At 65.6% G+C, this 17,606-nt stretch carries 16 protein-coding genes; 6 read left to right on the top strand and 10 right to left on the bottom strand.

The genetic code is table 11. The annotated features are described in order from the left end of the window. Positions 1-85: 85 nt before the first annotated feature. The gene (locus RhoFasB10_RS11035) at positions 86-1,525 is read left to right on the top strand and encodes a cytochrome P450 (RefSeq protein ID WP_167676405.1); all 1,440 of its coding nucleotides are present in this window, start codon (positions 86-88) and stop codon (positions 1,523-1,525) included. Here RhoFasB10_RS11035 and dinB read toward each other — a convergent pair. After that, complete coding sequence (gene dinB / locus RhoFasB10_RS11040) at positions 1,511-2,734, bottom strand: DNA polymerase IV (protein ID WP_167676439.1); 1,224 nt, start codon at positions 2,732-2,734, stop codon at positions 1,511-1,513. The two genes, RhoFasB10_RS11035 and dinB, sit on opposite strands and share 15 nt — an antisense overlap. 123 nt (positions 2,735-2,857) lie before the next feature. Between dinB and RhoFasB10_RS11045 the strand changes: the two genes are divergently transcribed. Beyond that, positions 2,858-4,390 carry a FadD3 family acyl-CoA ligase gene (locus RhoFasB10_RS11045; protein ID WP_167676407.1) on the top strand — a complete coding sequence of 511 codons (1,533 nt, stop codon included), beginning with the start codon at positions 2,858-2,860 and terminating at the stop codon, positions 4,388-4,390. 15 nt (positions 4,391-4,405) lie between these two features. Here RhoFasB10_RS11045 and RhoFasB10_RS11050 read toward each other — a convergent pair whose 3' ends face one another. From RhoFasB10_RS11050 to hsaA, 5 genes are read right to left on the bottom strand one after another with little or no spacing between them, the layout of a single operon-like run. Next, entirely contained in the window at positions 4,406-5,362 is a 957-nt protein-coding gene (locus RhoFasB10_RS11050; protein WP_206030780.1) for an ABC transporter substrate-binding protein, read from the bottom strand. A gap of 59 nt (positions 5,363-5,421) precedes the next feature. After that, the gene (hsaB, locus tag RhoFasB10_RS11055; RefSeq protein WP_068423028.1) at positions 5,422-5,973 is read right to left on the bottom strand and encodes a 3-hydroxy-9,10-secoandrosta-1,3,5(10)-triene-9,17-dione monooxygenase reductase subunit; all 552 of its coding nucleotides are present in this window, start codon (positions 5,971-5,973) and stop codon (positions 5,422-5,424) included. After that, complete coding sequence (gene hsaC / locus RhoFasB10_RS11060; RefSeq protein ID WP_068423030.1) at positions 5,970-6,872, bottom strand: iron-dependent extradiol dioxygenase HsaC; 903 nt, start codon at positions 6,870-6,872, stop codon at positions 5,970-5,972. The genes hsaB and hsaC overlap by 4 nt, the downstream gene beginning before the upstream one ends. 3 nt (positions 6,873-6,875) lie before the next feature. Next, positions 6,876-7,754 (bottom strand): 4,5:9,10-diseco-3-hydroxy-5,9,17-trioxoandrosta-1(10),2-diene-4-oate hydrolase, encoded by an 879-nt coding sequence (hsaD, locus tag RhoFasB10_RS11065; RefSeq protein WP_068423036.1) that lies wholly within the window; start codon positions 7,752-7,754, stop codon positions 6,876-6,878. Continuing rightward, a complete protein-coding gene (gene hsaA / locus RhoFasB10_RS11070; RefSeq protein ID WP_167676409.1) occupies positions 7,751-8,914 on the bottom strand; it encodes a 3-hydroxy-9,10-secoandrosta-1,3,5(10)-triene-9,17-dione monooxygenase oxygenase subunit in 1,164 nt (387 codons plus the stop codon). The genes hsaD and hsaA overlap by 4 nt, the downstream gene beginning before the upstream one ends. 148 nt (positions 8,915-9,062) lie before the next feature. Here hsaA and RhoFasB10_RS11075 point away from each other — a divergent pair, with 148 nt between their 5' ends. Both RhoFasB10_RS11075 and RhoFasB10_RS11080 read left to right on the top strand, forming a co-directional pair. Next, positions 9,063-10,193 carry a Rieske 2Fe-2S domain-containing protein gene (locus RhoFasB10_RS11075; protein WP_068423043.1) on the top strand — a complete coding sequence of 377 codons (1,131 nt, stop codon included), beginning with the start codon at positions 9,063-9,065 and terminating at the stop codon, positions 10,191-10,193. Continuing rightward, a complete protein-coding gene (locus tag RhoFasB10_RS11080; RefSeq protein WP_240931030.1) occupies positions 10,186-10,536 on the top strand; it encodes a hypothetical protein in 351 nt (116 codons plus the stop codon). Before RhoFasB10_RS11075 ends, RhoFasB10_RS11080 begins: the two co-directional genes overlap by 8 nt. A gap of 14 nt (positions 10,537-10,550) precedes the next feature. On the opposite strand, the gene dmpG is transcribed toward RhoFasB10_RS11080, so the two are convergent. Genes dmpG through RhoFasB10_RS11100 form a run of 4 tightly spaced genes read right to left on the bottom strand, consistent with a single transcriptional unit; the run spans position 10,551 to position 14,879 of the window. Beyond that, positions 10,551-11,573, bottom strand: coding sequence for a 4-hydroxy-2-oxovalerate aldolase (gene dmpG, locus RhoFasB10_RS11085; protein ID WP_167676411.1), 1,023 nt, complete (start codon positions 11,571-11,573; stop codon positions 10,551-10,553). Continuing rightward, the gene (locus RhoFasB10_RS11090) at positions 11,570-12,475 is read right to left on the bottom strand and encodes an acetaldehyde dehydrogenase (acetylating) (RefSeq protein ID WP_068423051.1); all 906 of its coding nucleotides are present in this window, start codon (positions 12,473-12,475) and stop codon (positions 11,570-11,572) included. The genes dmpG and RhoFasB10_RS11090 overlap by 4 nt, the downstream gene beginning before the upstream one ends. Positions 12,476-12,493: 18 nt before the next feature. Continuing rightward, entirely contained in the window at positions 12,494-13,279 is a 786-nt protein-coding gene (locus tag RhoFasB10_RS11095) for a 2-keto-4-pentenoate hydratase (RefSeq protein ID WP_068423054.1), read from the bottom strand. Beyond that, complete coding sequence (locus tag RhoFasB10_RS11100; RefSeq protein WP_254303442.1) at positions 13,254-14,879, bottom strand: FAD-binding protein; 1,626 nt, start codon at positions 14,877-14,879, stop codon at positions 13,254-13,256. Before RhoFasB10_RS11100 ends, RhoFasB10_RS11095 begins: the two co-directional genes overlap by 26 nt. A gap of 183 nt (positions 14,880-15,062) precedes the next feature. On the opposite strand from RhoFasB10_RS11100, the gene kstD reads away from it, so the two are divergent. Together kstD and RhoFasB10_RS11110 are read left to right on the top strand one after the other, a co-directional pair. After that, positions 15,063-16,739, top strand: coding sequence for a 3-oxosteroid 1-dehydrogenase (gene kstD, locus RhoFasB10_RS11105; protein WP_084423612.1), 1,677 nt, complete (start codon positions 15,063-15,065; stop codon positions 16,737-16,739). Next, positions 16,736-17,593 carry a MaoC/PaaZ C-terminal domain-containing protein gene (locus RhoFasB10_RS11110; RefSeq protein WP_068423061.1) on the top strand — a complete coding sequence of 286 codons (858 nt, stop codon included), beginning with the start codon at positions 16,736-16,738 and terminating at the stop codon, positions 17,591-17,593. The genes kstD and RhoFasB10_RS11110 overlap by 4 nt, the downstream gene beginning before the upstream one ends. Positions 17,594-17,606 lie beyond the last annotated feature (13 nt).

Here is a 17,606-nt window from a genome sequence, read left to right on the forward strand (position 1 = left end):
GAGTGCCGATGCTACTTGACACCGGTTCGACAACGAGTACGTTCGTTGTTGTATCCGAGTTCAATAGGAGCGAAAGGTACTGCCCATGACCACCGACGTCGCTGTTCGTGCACCGTCGCTGCCCCATCCTCCGAAGCGAGTGCCGGTCCTCGGCGACGTTCTCGGTGTGCACGCGTCCACACCCGTCCAGGATTCGATTGCCCTCTCACGTTCGCTCGGACCGATCTTCGAACGCGTCGTCCTCGGGCAACGGTTCGTCATCGTGACCGGCTCCGACCTCGTAGAGGACCTGTGCGACGAGAGTCGGTTCGTCAAACACGTCGCACCCGCAGTCGAGGGCCTGCGTTCGATCGGCGGCGACGCGCTGTTCACGGCGTACTCACACGAGCCCAACTGGCGGAAGGCACACGACCTGCTGCGTCCGGCCTTCGCGCAGAGTGCGATGCGGAGTTACCACGACATCATGGTCGACGTCGCGTCCGATCTGACGCAGCGCTGGCGCGAGCACAGCACCGTCGACGTGTCGTCCGACATGACGAAGCTGACGCTCGACACCATCGGCCGTACCGGATTCAGCTACACGTTCGACTCGTTCACGCGCGACGAGCGACACCCGTTCGTCGACGCGATGGTGCGTACCCTCACCCACAATCAGCGCCGCGAAATATTGAAACTGCCGGTCGTCAGCGATCTGTGGTTCCGACGACGCGACCGGCAGAACGAGGCCGACAAGCAGTACATGGCCGACCTGCTCGACGACATCATCAGGACGCGGCGGGACGGCAGCGGTTCACGCGGGCAGCACCCCGGTCGTTCCGCAGGCTCCACTCCTGCTCACGATTTGCTCGACATCATGCTCGACGCCGCCCGCGACGCGGACAACCCCAACGCGCTGAGCGAAGTGAACATCCGCCAGCAGATTCTCACGTTCCTGATCGCCGGCCACGAAACCACCTCCGGTGCACTGTCTTTCGCGCTCTACTACCTGTCCCGTCACCCCGAGATCTTCGCGGCCGCCCGCGCCGAGGTCGATGAGGTCTGGGGCCGCAGCGCGTCAGGTAGCGACGCCCCCACGTTCGCGCAGGTACCGAAGCTGCGCCTCGTGCGGCGGATACTCGACGAGACATTGCGCCTGTGGCCGACGGCTCCCGCGTTCGCGCGAGAAGCGCGTCAGGACACCGTCGTCGGCGGAATGTATCCGATGAAGAAGGGCGACTGGGTTCTCGTTCTGATTCCCGGACTGCATCGCGATCCGGTGTGGGGACCGAATCCCGACGCGTTCGACCCCGATCGCTTCCGGTCCGACCGTGTGCGTTCGCGGCCCGGCCACGTCTACAAACCGTTCGGCACCGGTGAACGAGCATGCATCGGAAGGCAATTCGCGATCCACGAAGCAGTGCTCGTGCTCGGAACCATCCTGCGGAACTTCGATATACATGCCGATCCGAACTACCGCCTCGTCATCGAGGAACGACTGACCCTCATGCCGAAGAACTTCGAACTGGGCATCTCAATCCGGAAGTAGCGGAACGGACATCCCGGTGTTTCGCCCCAGCAGCACTCCTCTCGTCAGCGCCGTCTTCCCGAATTTGTCGTGCACACCGTCGAGCGCGACATCGAGTGCCGACGCGCTCGGCCCGTCCTGCGGTGCGTCGAACTGAAGCTCGAGTTGCTCGGCGCCGCTGCGTTCGATGTTGGAGACGGTGACGCCGACGAGCGTGATGCCCCGGTCGGCGATGAGTGACCGCGCGTCACGCAGCAGCGTCAACGCGGCATCCTCGATGTCGCGGGTGTCGGCGGTGGCGCGCCGCAGCGTGTGCGATCGGGTGACACGCGTGAAATCGGCGAACCGGAGGCGTAGCACGACGGTGCGCCCGGTGCGGTCGGCCGCCCTCATGCGCCCGGTGACCCGGTCGATCAAGGCGATCAGCGCCGCCTCGACGTCCTGCGGTGACGTCGGGCCGCGCCCCAACGCGTGCTGCGCGCCGATGGAACTGCGCCCGCGATACGTCGTCACCTGCCGCGCATCACGATTATTGGCGAGCGCGTACAGGTGACGGCCTGTGCCCTTGCCCAGAATCGACACGATCGACGCCTCACTGTGCGCGGCCATGTCGCCGACCGTCCTGATGTCGAACGCGTGCAGTTTCTCGGCGGTGACCTTGCCGACGCCCCACAGCCGCTCGATCTTCAGCGGATGCAGGAACTCGAGCTCCCGACCGGGCTCGACGAGCAGTAGGCCGTCCGGCTTACCGACCGCGCTGGCGACCTTGGCCAGGAACTTGGTGCACGCGATACCGACGGTGATAGGGAGACCGACCTGCTCGCGCACGTCCCTGCGCAGGCGTTCGGCGATCTGGACCGGAGCACCCGCGATCTTGCCCAGGCCGCCGACCTCGAGGAATGCCTCGTCGACCGAAATGCCTTCGACCAGCGGCGTGGTGTTGCGGAAGATGTCGAAGACCGCCCGACTGGCTTCGAGATACGCGTCCATCCGAGGGGGAACGACGATGGCATGCGGGCAGAGGGCACGAGCCTGTCCCCCGCTCATCGGCGTCCGCACACCGAAGGCCTTGGCCTCGTAGCTGGCCGCGAGCACGACTCCACCACCGACGAGCACTGGCTTCCCGCGCAACCGAGGATCATCGCGCTGCTCGACGGACGCGTAGAACGAATCGAGGTCGGCATGCATGATGCTGGCCTGCTGCGGTTCGTCGGCGTCGGACACGAACATATGTTCGCACAGGCCACCGACAAGTTCGCCGCGATCGCGCCCTACGACCCGTACCACGCCGGTAACATTCACCAAGCACTTGCTTGTCGCAAGCACCGGGGGAATCTAGTGGAGACAGACGTCATGGACGACACCGAACCGACCACGAGCCCGGCCGCACTACGTCGCGCTGCCGAGAAATTCGCCGATCTCGACGCGGTCGCGGGCGACGGCGTTCGGTGGAGCTTCGGCGACCTGCATCAACAGGTCGCGATCGTCGCGCGCGCGCTCGTCGCACGCAACGTCGGCGCAGGTGACCGCGTCGCCATCTGGGCGCCCAACACCCACCACTGGGTCGCGTCGGCGCTCGCGGTGCACTACGCGGGAGCTGTTCTCGTACCGATCAACACCCGCTACAAGGCCGCGGAAGCCCACGACATCCTGACCCGCAGCCGAGCCGTCGCACTGTTCGTGGCCGGTGAATTCCTCGGTGTCGACCGGTTCGCCGAACTGAAGGCCGTCGGACTTCCCGTGTCGCTGCTGACCGTCGTTCGACTCGGCGGCGAGGTGCCACAGAACGACACGGCCATTCCGTGGGGCGACCTGCCGTTCCTCGGCGCTGCCGCCACCGAGGAGGCCGTCGAACAGCGGGCCGACGGCGTCACCCCCGACACCGTGTCCGACATCCTGTTCACCTCGGGCACGACGGGCAGAAGCAAAGGCGTCCTCAGCGCGCATCGACAGCTCGTCGGCGTCGCGCGCGCGTGGGCCGAGTGCGCGACGCTCGACTCCGACGACCGTTACCTGGTCGTCAATCCGTTCTTCCACAGCTTCGGGTACAAAGCAGGAATCATCGCCGCGCTGCTGACCGGAGCGTGCGTCGTGCCGCAGTCGGTGTACGACGCCGAGGCCGCGATGCACACCGTGGAACGTGAGCGCATCACCGTCCTGCCCGGCGCGCCCACCATCTTCTCGACGATCCTCGACCATCCGTCTCGCGCGCAACACGATCTGTCGACGCTGCGAGTCGCCGTCACCGGTGCCGCCGTCGTGCCGGTCGCGCTCGTCGAACGCATGCAGAACGACCTGAAACTGGACGTCGTTCTGACCGCGTACGGACTCACCGAGGCCGTCGTCGCCACGATGTGCCGCCCGGGCGACGACGCGGAGACCGTCGCGAGAACATCCGGCCGTCGCGTCGCGGACATGGACGTCGCGATCGCGCCGTCCGGGGAGATCCTGCTGCGCGGCCCCAACGTCATGCTCGGATATCTCGACGACGCCTCCGCGACGGCACAGGCGATCGACGAAGACGGGTGGCTGCACACCGGGGACATCGGAACCCTCGACGAGCGTGGCTATCTCACGATCACCGACCGCCTGAAGGACATGTACATCGCCGGCGGCTTCAACGTCTATCCGGCCGAGGTCGAACAGTCGCTCGCCCGGCTGCCGGGTGTCGCGGAGTCCGCGGTCGTCGGAATTCCCGACGACCGTCTCGGCGAGGTCGGCCACGCGTTCGTCGTCCGGACGCAGGGGGCGACGCTCACCGCCGACGACGTCATCGCGTACTGCCGCGAGAAGATGGCGAACTTCAAGGCGCCGCGCGTCGTCACGTTCCGAGATTCCCTGCCGCGCAATGCAAGCGGCAAGGTTCTCAAGACCGAGCTGCGCTGACGCACCGAAGGCGCACTACGTGACCTTCTGGGCGCTGCCGATGGCGTCGGCGAGCTGACCGAGCCAGTCGGCGTATTCGGCGTAGGTATTGGGGCGCTTGTCGTCCCAGTCCAGGACCTGCCCGGCGGCAACGGCCGGGAGCGAACCGTAGATGGCCGACTGCGCGAGGACTTCCTTGCCCGCCGGATACTCGAGCATGATGTCCGCCGCGTACTGCGGCACGTTCTCCCAGCTGACCGTTGCCCACGGCGTCTCGCCGCCCGGGCCGGCGAGAGACACACCGAGCTCGTTCAGCAGCTTCAAGACTACGAGGTTCTGCGTTCCGATGTACACACCCGCGTCCGAGACGTTCAGCGGCATCACGGTCAAACCGGGTTTCGACGCGGCCGCGTCCCGTACCCGCTGCTTGGCGGCTTCGAAAGCCTCGCGGTCCGAGGCGATCTCGTCGGAGTCGACGTCGGCGCCCAACGACTGCGCGATGGACCGGTACTGGTTCAGCGTCTCGTCGACGGACACGCTGGTGTTCACACCGACGAACGGTGCGACCGCGGTGATCTGCTCGGCCTGCGACGCTTCCCACCACGTCCAGGACTCGGGCGCGGCAGCCTTCGAGTACCCGATGATCACGTCGGGATCGAGGGTGGCAGCCGCTTCGGTGTCGAAGACAGAGTCGGTCCCGATGAGCGTCATCTCGTCGGCCTGTGCGTTCCCGAGGCCGGACCCGTCGGTGATACCGAATCCGAAGACCCCTGCGGGCCGGACGCCGTAGTCCCACAGCGCGGCTGCGCTGTACGCGTCGACGATGATGCTGTCCGGCCGGCCGTCGGTCGTGACGGTGTTTCCGAACCCGGTCGTGTACGACCATGATTCGGAGCTGGCCGACTCGGCTTCGGCGTCGGCGTCGGATGAGCATCCCGCCGCGGCGAGGGCGAGAACGGCGATGGCAGCGCTGGCGCGCAGGGAGGTCTTCATGAGCACCTCGTAAAGATAGCTTAGGCAAAGCTATGGCGGCTACACCACCCGAAGGCGCACTACAACCACGTATCCGCAGACGTCGAGGTCAGGAATGCCTCCAGGTCGTCGCGCCACGGGGCCGGGACGGTCTTGTCCGGTTCGATTCCGGTGTACTGACCCCGATAGAACAGCAGAGGCCGCTCACCGGTGATCTCGCCGAGCGAGTGCACGCGTCCGACGACGATGACGTGATCGCCTCCGTCGTGGACGGTGTCGACCGTGCAGTCGATGTGCGCGAGCGAGCCCGCGAGAATCGGCGAACCCAACTCGGATCTGCGCCAGTCGATTCCGGCGAACTTGTCCGCCTCTCGTGATCCGAACCGGGCGCACGTCTTCTGCTGCTCTTCACCGAGTACGTTGACGGCGAACGTGCCTGTGCGCTCGATCGCCGCCCAGGACCTCGACCCTTTCGCCGGGCAGAACAGGACGAGCGGAGGGTCGAGCGACAATGCGGCGAACGACTGGCACGCGAACCCAGCGGGCGTGTCGTCGACGATGGTGGTCACGACTGTGATCCCCGTGCAGAACTGGCCGAGGACGGTTCTGAAGACACGAGGATCGATCGTCATGGTCTCGACCCCACCGTGAAGTCGTGTCCCCACAGGCTGACGGCCGTGCTTTCACGTGCCACCCATTTGTCGTCCTCGACTTGTCTTCCTTCGCAGCCGAATTCGACGTCGAACCCGCCTGGCGTCTTCATGTAGAACGACAACATCAGATCGTTGACGTGCCGACCGAGCGTCGCCGACATCGGTACCTTACGCCGCAACGCGCGGTCGAGCGCGAGGCCGACGTCGTCGGAGTTCTCCACCTCGATCATCAGATGCACGATGCCGCTCGGCGTGGGCATCGGTAGGAACGCCAGGCTGTGGTGACGCGGGTTGCACCCGAAGAAGCGCAGCCACGCAGGCGGTCCGTCGGCGGGTCGACCCATCATCTGCGGCGGAAGGCGCATCGAGTCACGCAGCTTGAAGCCCAGCACGTCGCGGTAGAAGCGCAGGGACGCCTCGTCGTCGTCCGTCGACAGCACGACGTGGCCTAGCCCCTGCTCTCCGGTGACGAAGCGATGTCCGTACGGACTGACGACTCGCCGGTGTTCGAGCGCCGCACCGTGAAACGCCTCGAGCGTGTTGCCCGACGGGTCCTCGAACACGATCAGCTCGTCGACGCGCCGGTCCTGCAGTTGCTCGGCAGTCCCCTCCTTGTACGGAACCCCTGCGTTGTCGAGCGCATCTCGGATCTCTTGCAACTCTGCGGCGTTCGCAGTCTCCCACCCGGACACGAGCAGCCGATCCTTCTCGCCGGGCACGATCACCAGTCGCGCCGGAAAGTCGTCCATCCGTAGGTACAGCGCACCGGGTGTCGCACCTTTTCCCTCGACCATCCCCAGCACCTTCAGCCCGTATTCACGCCAGGCAGCCATGTCGGTGGCTTCGACGCGCATGTACGCGAGCGAACGGATTCCCATGACTCAGCTCCCTTCCGTCAGGAACGCCGTTGTCAGACGGTTGAACTCGTCGGCCACCTCGACCTGCGCCCAGTGACCACATCGGCCGAACACGTGCAGTTGAGCACGCGGAATGGTCTTGAGTGCGACCAACGCACCGTCGATCGGGTTGACCCTGTCTTCGCGTCCCCAGATCAGCAGCACGCGCTGGCGCAGCTTGTACGCCTCACGCCACAGCATTCCCTTCTCGTAATCGGCTCCGGCGAAGGACTTTCCCATTGCTTTCATCGCCGCGATCGACTCCGGGGTGGACGCCTGTGCGTAGCGCCGGTCGAGCAGCTCGTCGGTGATCAGCGACTGGTCGTACACCATCACCTTCAGGAACGCCGCGAGCTTCTCCTTGGACGGGCCCGGTGGCGCGGCGAAGTTCCCGAGATTCTTGACCCCTTCGGTCGGATCGGGCGCGAACAGGTTGATGCTCAACCCTCCCGGACCCATGAGCACCAATCTGCCTGCGCGACTCGGAAAGTCGAGGGCGAACCGCACCGCGGTGCCGCCCCCGAGAGAGTTGCCGAGCAGATGCACGCGGTCGATGCCCAGATGGTCGAGCAGATCCTTCAGCGCGGAGCTGCTGTGTACGAAGTACTGCGGATGCTCGGTCGGCTTGTCGGACTCGCCGAACCCGGGCTGATCGACGCACAACACGTGAAACCGCTGGGCAAGAACCGGAATGTTCGTCGCGAAGTTCGACCACCCGGACGCGCCCGGTCCGCCGCCGTGCAGCAGCACGATCGTCGTATCGTTGTGGGCGCCTGCCTCGTGGTAGTGCAACGTCAGATCGTCCCGCACCCGGGCGAACTTCGACGTCGACTCGTACGTCATCTCCTGCACGGTCGCGGTCATACCATCGTGTCCTTCAAAGGAAGTCCGAATTCTCCCCCACCGAACATCTGATACGCCCGCTCCGGGTCGTTCGCCGCGTGGACGCGTCCGGCATGCGCGTCGCGCCAGAAGCGTTGCAGCGGAGCGGAGTTCTGCAATGCCGTCGCGCCGGCGCTTTCGAAGAGTAGGTCGATCGACGCAACGGACCTGCCCGTCGCACGGACCTGATCGCGTCGAGCACGCAGTCGCAGTTCGATCGGAACTTCCTTCCCTGCTTTCAGTAGCGCGTACTCGTCGGCCACATTGCCCGAGAGCTGCCGCCAGGCGGCGTCGATGTCGCTACTCGCCTCGGCGATGCGGACTTTCGCGAACGGGTCGTCCTTGCCGGTCTCGCCGACGAACGCTTTACGCACCCGCTTGCCCTGATGCTCGACGTGCGCCGCGTACGCGCCCTCGGCCATGCCGACGATCGGCGCCGAGATGGTCGTGGGATGAATGGTGCCCCAGGGCATTCGGTAGACCGGCGCGGTGTTTCGTTCGAGCCCCTCGGCAGTACCCTCGTTCATCTTCTTGAAGCTCAATACGCGATAAGACGGCACGAACCTGTCCTCGACGACGACGGTGTTGCTGCCAGTGCCGCGAAGGCCGACGACGTTCCAGACGTCGTCGATGCGGTAGTCCTCGCGCGGGACGAGGAACGTCACGAAGTCGACCGGGCGGCCGTCCTTGATGACGGGACCGCCGAGCATCGCCCACGTCGCATGGTCACATCCGGACGACCACTGCCATGCCCCCGACAACCGGTATCCGCCGTCGATGACGGTGCCCGCACCCATCGGCGCGTACGACGACGAGATTCGGACGTCGGTGTCCTGACCCCAGACGTCCTCCTGCGCCTGCTGGGGGAACAGCGCGAGGTGCCAGTTGTGCACACCGATGATCGAGCTGACCCAGCCGGTCGAGCCGCACGCACTCGCGATCTTCTTCACCGCCGAATAGAAGAGAACCGGATCCTCCTCGTATCCACCCCACTGCGACGGCTGCAGCAACCGGAAGAATCCCACTTCCTGGAGCGACTTGACCGTGTCGTCGGGGAGCCGTCGTAGATCCTCGGTGTCCTGCGCACGCTCGCGCAGCGTGGGCAGTAGCGCGTCGAGCCTGTCGAAAACCTCGTGAGTCACCTGAGCCGCCTTCCGTGGATTCCGAAGTCAGACTAGAACACGTTACTGCCGACTGTCGAGAACTGGTTCCACCGCTCTCACTAGCGAGTTGTTGCCCTATTCTATAACGTGTTCTACTGAGTGGGACGAGCAGAAGGAAGGCACGCACATGGCCCGAATCCGTGAGATCGACGTCGGCGAGACCCCCACCCGGTATGCCCGCGGCTGGCACTGCCTCGGCCTGACGAAGACCTTCGCCGACGGCACACCACACGCGATTCATGCCTTCGGGACCAAACTCGTGGTGTTCGCGGACTCGTCGGGAAAGATCGTGGTGCTCGACGGCTACTGCCGCCACATGGGCGGCGACCTCACCCAGGGCACGGTCAAGGGCGACGCAATCGCCTGCCCGTTCCACGATTGGCGCTGGGGAGCGAGCGGCAAGTGCACCGAGATTCCCTACGCCCGACGCGTTCCGCCACTCGCAAGAACCCGAACCTGGACGACGCTCGAGCGCAACGGGCAACTGTTCGTCTGGAACGACGCCGAGGGCAATCCGCCGCCCGACGACGTGACCATTCCGCGTATCGACGGCGCGTACAGTGACGACTGGACCGACTGGACGTGGAACTCGATGGTCATCGAGGGCGCGAACTGCCGCGAGATCATCGACAACGTCGTGGACATGGCTCACTTCTTCTACATCCATTACGCATTTCCGACGTACTTCAAGAACGTCTTCGAGGGCCACGTCGCGTCGCAGTATCTGAACACCAAGGGGCGTCCCGACATCGGCATGGCGTCGCAGTACGGGGGTGACACGCTGCTGAAGTCCGAGGCGTCGTACTTCGGGCCGTCGTACATGATCAATCCACTGATCAACATCTACGGGGGATACGAGGTCAGCAGCGTTCTGATCAACTGCCACTACCCGATCGACCAGAACTCGTTCGTGCTGCAGTGGGGAATCACGGTGAAGAAACCGGAGGGGATCGACGACGCGACCGCGACCAAGCTGGCAGAGAAGTTCACCGAAGGAATCAGCGTCGGTTTTCTGCAGGACGTCGAGATCTGGAAGAACAAGACCAAGATCGACAACCCACTGCTCTGCGAGGAGGACGGGCCGGTGTACCAGCTGCGGCGTTGGTACGACCAGTTCTACGTCGACGTCGCGGACATCACCGAGAAGATGACCGCGCGTTTCGAATTCGAGGTCGACACCACCAAGGCCAACGAGGCCTGGCAGCACGAAGTGGAGGAGAACCTGGCGCGGCAGGCGGCGGAGAAGGCAAATGCCTGATCGGCGGGCAGGAGCGGAACGACCCGGGAAGATGTTCTGGGCGAAAGCGCCTGATTTCGCCGACGATCCCAGCCGCGTCGAGGAAATTCACGCGCAGACAATTCGGGACAAGGAGAACTACCTGGACTCGAGGCTCGCACCGGTCGAATGTCGGACGTGCGGGACGTGTGTTCTGGTGCGCAAGAACAGTGCCAAGCAGACCTCGGTGCAGTGGACGTCCAGGCCGTCGGAGACGTGCCCGGTGTTTCGCGAAGCCGGTGACTCCGCGACGCAGGACTCGTGCCCGCGAATGCAGGAGTCGATCGACGCTGCAGTGCTGGTGGGGCGCATCCCCTGTGCGTAGAAATGTATAGCCCGCTATACATTTCTACTCACGGGGGGCGCAGCCGCCCGCAACTCCAGGGCGATGTCGATCAGCTGATCTTCCTGCCCGCCGACCAACTTTCGCTCTCCGGCGCGCACGAGCAGCTCGGCCGTCGACACCCCGTACCTCTCGGCTTGACGTTCGGCGTGGCGTAGGAAGCTCGAGTAGACCCCGGCGTAGCCCATCATCAGCGCCTGCCGGTCGAGCAAGCACTCCGCGGGCATCACCGGGCGCACGACGTCCTCGGCCGCATCGCAGATCGCGAAGAAGTCGATACCCGTCTCGATTCCGAGTTTGTCGCACACACCGACGAACGCCTCGACGGGCGTATTACCCGCTCCCGCACCGAACCTCCTGGCGCTGCCGTCGATCTGCTGCGCCCCCGCCCGCACCGCACAGATCGAATTGGCCACTGCCAGATCGAGATTCTCGTGCCCGTGGAAGCCGACCTGAGCGTCGTCACCCAACTCCGCGACCAGCGCGGCGACACGATCGGTCACCTGCTCGAGCACGAGAGCCCCCGCCGAATCGACGACGTAGACGCATTGGCAGCCCGCGTCGGCCATGATGCGCGCCTGCTTCGCCAGCACTTCGGGTGGCTGCGAGTGCGCCATCATCAGAAATCCGACGGTCTCGAGTCCGCGGTCACGCGCGAGACCGAAGTGCTGGACGGCGACGTCGGCCTCCGTGCAATGCGTTGCGACGCGGCAGATCGACGCACCGTTACCCTGGGCGGCGACGATGTCGTCCTTGACGCCCAGGCCCGGCAGCATGAGGAACGCGATCTTGGCGTTCTCGGCCGTGGCCGCGGCGACCGAAATAAGTTCCTGCTCGGGTGTTTTCGAAAAACCGTAGTTGAACGACGACCCGCCGAGCCCGTCGCCGTGCGTCACCTCGATGACGGGAACGCCCGCGCCGTCGAGTGCCGAGACGATGGCGCGCGCATCGTCGGCCGTGAACATGTGCCGCTTGTGGTGGGACCCGTCGCGCAGGGACGTGTCGGTCACTCGGATCACGAAATCTTCTCCTTCACGACGTTCTTGGCCACTTCCTCGCCGACGCGCGTCGCCGCCGCCGTCATGATGTCGAGGTTGCCCGCGTACGGGGGCAGGAAGTCGCCCGCACCCTCGACCTCGACGAAGATCGTCACTTTCGCGTACCCACCCGAGATGTCCGACGCGTCGTCGAACTGCGGCTCGTTGAGCAATCGGTACCCGGGCACGTACTCGGCGATGTCGTCGGCCATCCGGTGGATTGATGCGACGATCGCGTCGGTGTCCGCGTCACCCGGAATGGCGCAGAAGATCGTGTCCCGCATGATCATCGGCGGATCAGCTGGGTTCAGGATGATGATCGCCTTCCCACGCCCGGCCCCGCCGATCAGTTCGATGCCTCGACTCGTGGTCTTGGTGAACTCGTCGATGTTCGCCCGTGTCCCGGGCCCCGCGGACAGCGACGCCACCGACGCGACGATCTCGGCATACGGCACGTCCACCACCCGCGACACCGCATGCACCATCGGGATTGTCGCCTGCCCACCGCACGTGATCATGTTGACGTTGGGTGCATCGAGATGTTCGTGCAGGTTGACCAGCGGCACCACCGCGGGCCCGACGGCTGCCGGCGTCAGATCGATCGCACGGATGCCCGCCTCGGCGTAGCGCGGCGCAGCATCGCGATGGACGTACGCCGACGTCGCCTCGAACACCAGATCGGGCTTCTCGTCCTGGGCCAACAACCAGTCGATGCCGTCGGAGCTGGTCTCGAGACCCAGGTCGGCGGCGCGTTTCACTCCTTCACTGGACGGATCGATCCCGATCATCCACCGCGGTTCGACGAATTCCGAACGCTGCAGCTTGTACAGCAAGTCCGTACCGATGTTGCCCGAACCGACGATGGCCGCTGTTGCTGTGGGCACGACGAAACCTCCTACCGATCAATCGAATTCGAGTACGACGGCGCCGAGCCCGGCGAAGTTCGCGCGGAATCGATCGCCCGCCCGCACATCGACGGCCCGCGTGCACGATCCGGGCAGCACGATGTCGCCCTTCTTCAGCCGCACACCGAACCCGTCGACCTTGCGGGCCAACCACGACACCGCGGTCACCGGATTGCCCAGCACCGCGTCGCTCCGCCCCTCCGCGACGCGAAGGTCGTTGCGCAGCAGCACCGCATCGATCGCGGTCAGATCGATGTCCGACGGCGCCACCCGCTGCTCGCCGAGCACGAACCCGGCGGACGACGCGTTGTCGGCAATCGTGTCGGAGAGCCCGATCTTCCAGTCCTTGATCCGACTGTCGATCAGCTCCATCGACGGAGCCACGAACTCGGTCGCCTCCAGCACGTCGTCCGTGGTGCACGACGCACCCGGCAGGTCGGCGCCCAGCACGAACGCCACTTCCACTTCGACGCGGGGGTAGCAGTACCGCGCGGAATCGACCGGACTGTGTTCGAACACTTCCATGTCCGCGAGCAGGTGGCCGTAGTCGGGCTCGTCGACGCCCATCATCTGCTGCATCGCACGCGACGACAGTCCGACCTTGTGCCCCACCACCGCAGCCCCGTCGTCGACGCGTCGTCGAATGTTGATCAGTTGGATCTCGTATGCGTCGACGACGTCGATGTCCGGCTCGTCGCGCGCGATCGGACCGATCGGTGTCCGATTCGTCTCGGCGGCAGCCAATCTGGCCGCGAGTTCAGTGCGCGTCTGCGTCGACAGCATGCCGCTCCCCCATCGCCACGTTGATTCCGGCCCGCCGACCGGAGAAGATGCAGTCCGCGAGCGACAGTCCGCTCACGTACGAGTTCGAACACAGCCCGACGGCCGTGCGGCCCGCGGCGTAGAGGCCTCTGATCGCCTCACCCGCGTCGTCTTTCACTTCGCCTGTGTCCTCGTCGACGACGAGACCGCCGAGCGTGATCATCGGACACGGATTCATCATTCTGCTCAGAGCTCTACCCGCCGGGATGCCCGCGTCGTACACCGTGAACGGCGGTGACGCGATGGGCCGTCGAAAATCGTCGTGCTTACCGAACGGGTCAGGGCTTCCCGACGCGATCGCCGCATTGTGTCGGTCGACCGTCTCACGCAGGCCCCGTGGGTCGATGCCCGCTGCTCGTGCGACCTGCTCGACGGTGCGACCGCGCACTGCAGTGCTGCGCAATCCCGCGTTCTGGACTCGCTGGAACCACATCGCCTGCCGTGGCAGCCGCTTCGCGGCGTCCTTCGCCAGGTCCGCGTCGACGAGCACCCACCCGCGCCCGCGCCCCGTCGTGACGATCGCATGCCCGAGCGCCGCGCCGTACCGTGACTCGTCGACCATGCGTCGACCTGCGCCGTCGATCAGCAACGAACCGAGGAACGGATCGGGTGGCACGATGAACCGCCACGCCGAGACATTGCCCAATTTCGCAGTGGCAGCACCGATCTCGGCCCCCAGTGCGATACCGCTGCCGTCGTCGCCCGCGGTCCCGAGAGCGAGACCGCCGGTGTAATCCGGCGCGTGCTCTTTCATCATCACGCGATCGGCGACGAACCCGCCCGCACTGAGTACGACGCCGCGGCGCGCCTCGATGCGGACGGTCTCGCTGTACTTCTTCTCGATGTGCGCCAGACGCCTCTCGAGCAGGTAACGAAACTGGGGCACGTAGATTCCAGGCTTCGCGGACAGTGCCCCGAGGACTCGATGCACCCGCCGGATGCGCTCCGGCGCGTCGATCAGCGTGCGGCACTCGACACCGCGAACTCGACCGTCCTCGACGAGGAGATCACACACGCGAGTCTGTGGAAGTAACTGCACGCCCGCATCTTTCGCAGTGCGCGCAAGCGGGCCGAACAACATCTTGCCCGACGTCCCCTTGCCCCTCGCGCGATGACCACGCGGCGCGGGCGTCGCGACGGCACGAAATCGGCCCGCCGCTTCGCTGCCCGAGTAGTACAGATAGTGGCGATTGCTCGGATAGGACGTCTTGTACGGACACAGCGTCGGTGAGAACGGCACCCCGCGCGCCGACAGCCAGTCGATCGTCGCGGCGCTTCCGTCGCAGAACCGTCGAAGGGTCTCCGGCGTCACCGCGTCACCGATCTCCTCGGCGAGGTATGCGTACATGTCGTCGACGGAATCCTCGACGCCCGCCTCTCGTTGCACGGCGGTGCCGCCACCCGCGTAGACGACCCCGCCCGAGATGGCGCTCGCACCGCCGCCCGCATACCGATCGACGGCGACGACGTCGGCACCGGCTTCGGCGGCCTCGAGGGCGGCCGCAACACCGGCGGCGCCGTACCCGACGATCACGACGTCGGCGTGCAGATTCCAGGTCACCGACTCACCTCCCGATATCTGGGTCGTTCTTGCAGGCTCCACTCCCGGCATCTGGGTCGTTCCTGCAGGCTCCACTCCTGGCCTCGAAACTGTAACGTGTTTTTGTTCCGACGCCGAGAAGGACGGATTCTTCCTGGCAGAAAGCATGGACTGGCGCGTGTTCAATTCTATAACGTGTTCTACATGATCACGGAGGATTACGACATCGTCGTCGTCGGCAGCGGCGCCGGAGGTATGACGGCCGCACTGACCGCGGCACACCGCGGACTGAGCGTCGTCGTCGTGGAGAAGGCGTCGCACTTCGGCGGCTCGACAGCTCGTTCCGGCGGAGGCGTGTGGATCCCGGGCAACGAGGCGCTGGAGGCGGACGGCGTCGACGACACTCCGGAAGCCGCGCGGGAGTACCTGCACTCCATCATCGGCGACGTCGTGTCCAAGGAACGAATCGACACCTATCTGGAACGCGGGCCGGAGATGCTGAGCTTCGTCCTGAGGCATTCCCCACTGAGAATGCAGTGGGTGCCCGGTTATTCGGACTACTACCCGGAGGCGCCGGGCGGCCGCGTCGGCGGGCGTTCGGTCGAACCCACCCCGTTCGACGCGTCGTGCCTGGGCCCGATGATCGAGCAGCTCGAGCCCGACTACGGCAAGGCCCCTCTGAATGTCGTGCTCACCCAGGCCGATTACCGAACGATCAACCTTCTGCGACGCCATCCCAGCGGCATCGCGCGGGTGGGCCGCGTCGGAATGCGTTGGCTTCGAGCCAAACTCACGGGACAGCATCTCCTCGGGCGCGGCCAGGCGTTGGCCGCAGCTCTGCGAGCAGGTCTGCTCGACGCCGGCGTGCCGGTTCTGCTCGGCACCGCGATGACCGATCTCGTCGTCGAGGACGGACAGGTGCGCGGAACCGTCTGCGGCGAGCGAACTTTCATGGCTCGGAAAGGCGTCGTCCTCGCGTCGGGAGGATTCGAACACAACGAGGAGATGCGCACGAAGTACCAGCGTCAACCCATCGGAACCGAGTGGACCGTGGGCGCGAAAGCCAACACCGGCGACGGTATCCGCGCAGGGCAGAAACTCGGAGCAGCAACCGATCTGATGGACGACGCGTGGTGGGGACCGTCGATACCCCTCACCGGCGGCCCGTGGTTCTGCATCGCCGAACGCACGCTACCGGGCGGCATCATGGTGAACGCATCGGGACGCCGGTTCCTCAACGAGGCCGCCCCGTACGTCGAGGCGGTGCATCGGATGTACGGCGGCGAGTACGGCGTCGGCGACGGGCCGGGCGAGAACATTCCGACGTGGATGATCATCGACCAGCGCTACCGCGACCGCTACATATTCGCCGGACTGCAACCAAAGAAGCGTTTCCCGTCCCGCTGGCTGAAAGCCGGGGTGGTGGTCGAGGGGTCCACCATCACCGAACTCGCGGAGAAAACGGGTCTTCCAGCCGAGAACCTGACCGCAACGATCCAGCGCTTCAACGGTTTCGCGCGCACCGGCGTCGACGAGGACTTCGGACGCGGCGACAGTGGCTACGACAAGTACTACGGGGACCCGACCAACACACCGAACCCCAGCCTCGGAGCGCTCGACAAACCACCGTTCTACGCGGTGAAGATGGTGCCCGGCGATCTCGGCACCAAGGGCGGACTCGTCACCGACGCGGACGCTCGCGTTCTTCGGGACGACGGCAGCGTCATCGACGGGCTGTATGCCGTCGGCAATGCCAGCGCGCCGGTCATGGGTCACACCTACGCCGGGCCCGGCGCGACGATCGGGCCTGCGATGACGTTCGCGTACCTCGCGGTCCTCGACATGGCGGGACGGGACATGGCAGGAAGGGATCACCGGTGATCGATCCGTCGGTCGCGATCGGCGCCGAGCTGCCGGCGCAGCACTTCTCGTGGACCGCGCGCGATGTGCAGACCTATCACCTCGCACTCGGTGCGGGCAGTCGACCGACCGACGGCGACGAACTGCACTACCTCGACGACGCCGGGCCACAGGTGCTTCCGACGTTCGCGACCGTCGCGGCGACCTTCCATGCGACGGATGCGCCGCGCGTGCAGTTTCCTGGCATCGACATCGACTTGGCGAAGGTGGTGCACGGAACACAGGAGATCACCGCGCTCGGCGCGATACCGCCTGCAGGAGAGGCGTGTTCGATCACCCGGATCACCGAGGTATGGGACAAGGGCAAGGCCGCGGTGATCGTGCAGGAAACGACCACGACCACTCTCGACGGAATCGCCCTGTGGCGTGCACGGTCGTCGATCTTCGCCCGAGGAGAAGGCGGCTTCGGCGGCGAGCGAGGACCGTCGCCGTCGGTCGCCGTGCCGAATCGCGAAGCGGATGTCGTGCTCGACGTGCCGACCCTTCCCCAGCAGGCATTGATGTACCGCATGTGCGGAGACCGCAATCCGCTGCACTCCGACCCCGAGTTCGCGCTGGCCGCAGGGTTTCCCGCGCCGATACTGCACGGCCTGTGCACCTACGGCATGGTCTGCAAGGCCGTCACCGACGGCGTACTCGGTGGCGACGCCGGAGCCGTCGAGCATTTCGGGGCCAAGTTCGCCGGCGTCGTCTACCCCGGCGAGACGCTGACGTGCCGAATCTGGGACGACGACGGTCGCTACCTGGCCCATGTGACCGTCCGTGACCGCGGCGACGCACCCGCCCTGACCGATGTCGTGACGACCACCCGCTGACACCTACCGATCG

The sequence above is a fragment of the Rhodococcus sp. B10 genome (genome assembly GCF_011770055.1).
Lineage (GTDB): Bacteria > Actinomycetota > Actinomycetes > Mycobacteriales > Mycobacteriaceae > Rhodococcoides > Rhodococcoides kyotonensis_B.

Bases quoted from the DNA above. Each gene is read 5' to 3' on its own strand.
- RhoFasB10_RS11035 (WP_167676405.1), top strand. From the start codon at position 86: ATGACCACCGACGTCGCTGTTCGTGCACCGTCGCTGCCCCATCCTCCG.
- dinB (WP_167676439.1), bottom strand. From the start codon at position 2,734: ATGTTCGTGTCCGACGCCGACGAACCGCAGCAGGCCAGCATCATGCAT.
- RhoFasB10_RS11045 (WP_167676407.1), top strand. From the start codon at position 2,858: ATGGACGACACCGAACCGACCACGAGCCCGGCCGCACTACGTCGCGCT.
- RhoFasB10_RS11050 (WP_206030780.1), bottom strand. From the start codon at position 5,362: ATGAAGACCTCCCTGCGCGCCAGCGCTGCCATCGCCGTTCTCGCCCTC.
- hsaB (WP_068423028.1), bottom strand. From the start codon at position 5,973: ATGACGATCGATCCTCGTGTCTTCAGAACCGTCCTCGGCCAGTTCTGC.
- hsaC (WP_068423030.1), bottom strand. From the start codon at position 6,872: ATGGGAATCCGTTCGCTCGCGTACATGCGCGTCGAAGCCACCGACATG.
- hsaD (WP_068423036.1), bottom strand. From the start codon at position 7,754: ATGACCGCGACCGTGCAGGAGATGACGTACGAGTCGACGTCGAAGTTC.
- RhoFasB10_RS11075 (WP_068423043.1), top strand. From the start codon at position 9,063: ATGGCCCGAATCCGTGAGATCGACGTCGGCGAGACCCCCACCCGGTAT.
- RhoFasB10_RS11080 (WP_240931030.1), top strand. From the start codon at position 10,186: ATGCCTGATCGGCGGGCAGGAGCGGAACGACCCGGGAAGATGTTCTGG.
- RhoFasB10_RS11095 (WP_068423054.1), bottom strand. From the start codon at position 13,279: ATGCTGTCGACGCAGACGCGCACTGAACTCGCGGCCAGATTGGCTGCC.
- kstD (WP_084423612.1), top strand. From the start codon at position 15,063: ATGATCACGGAGGATTACGACATCGTCGTCGTCGGCAGCGGCGCCGGA.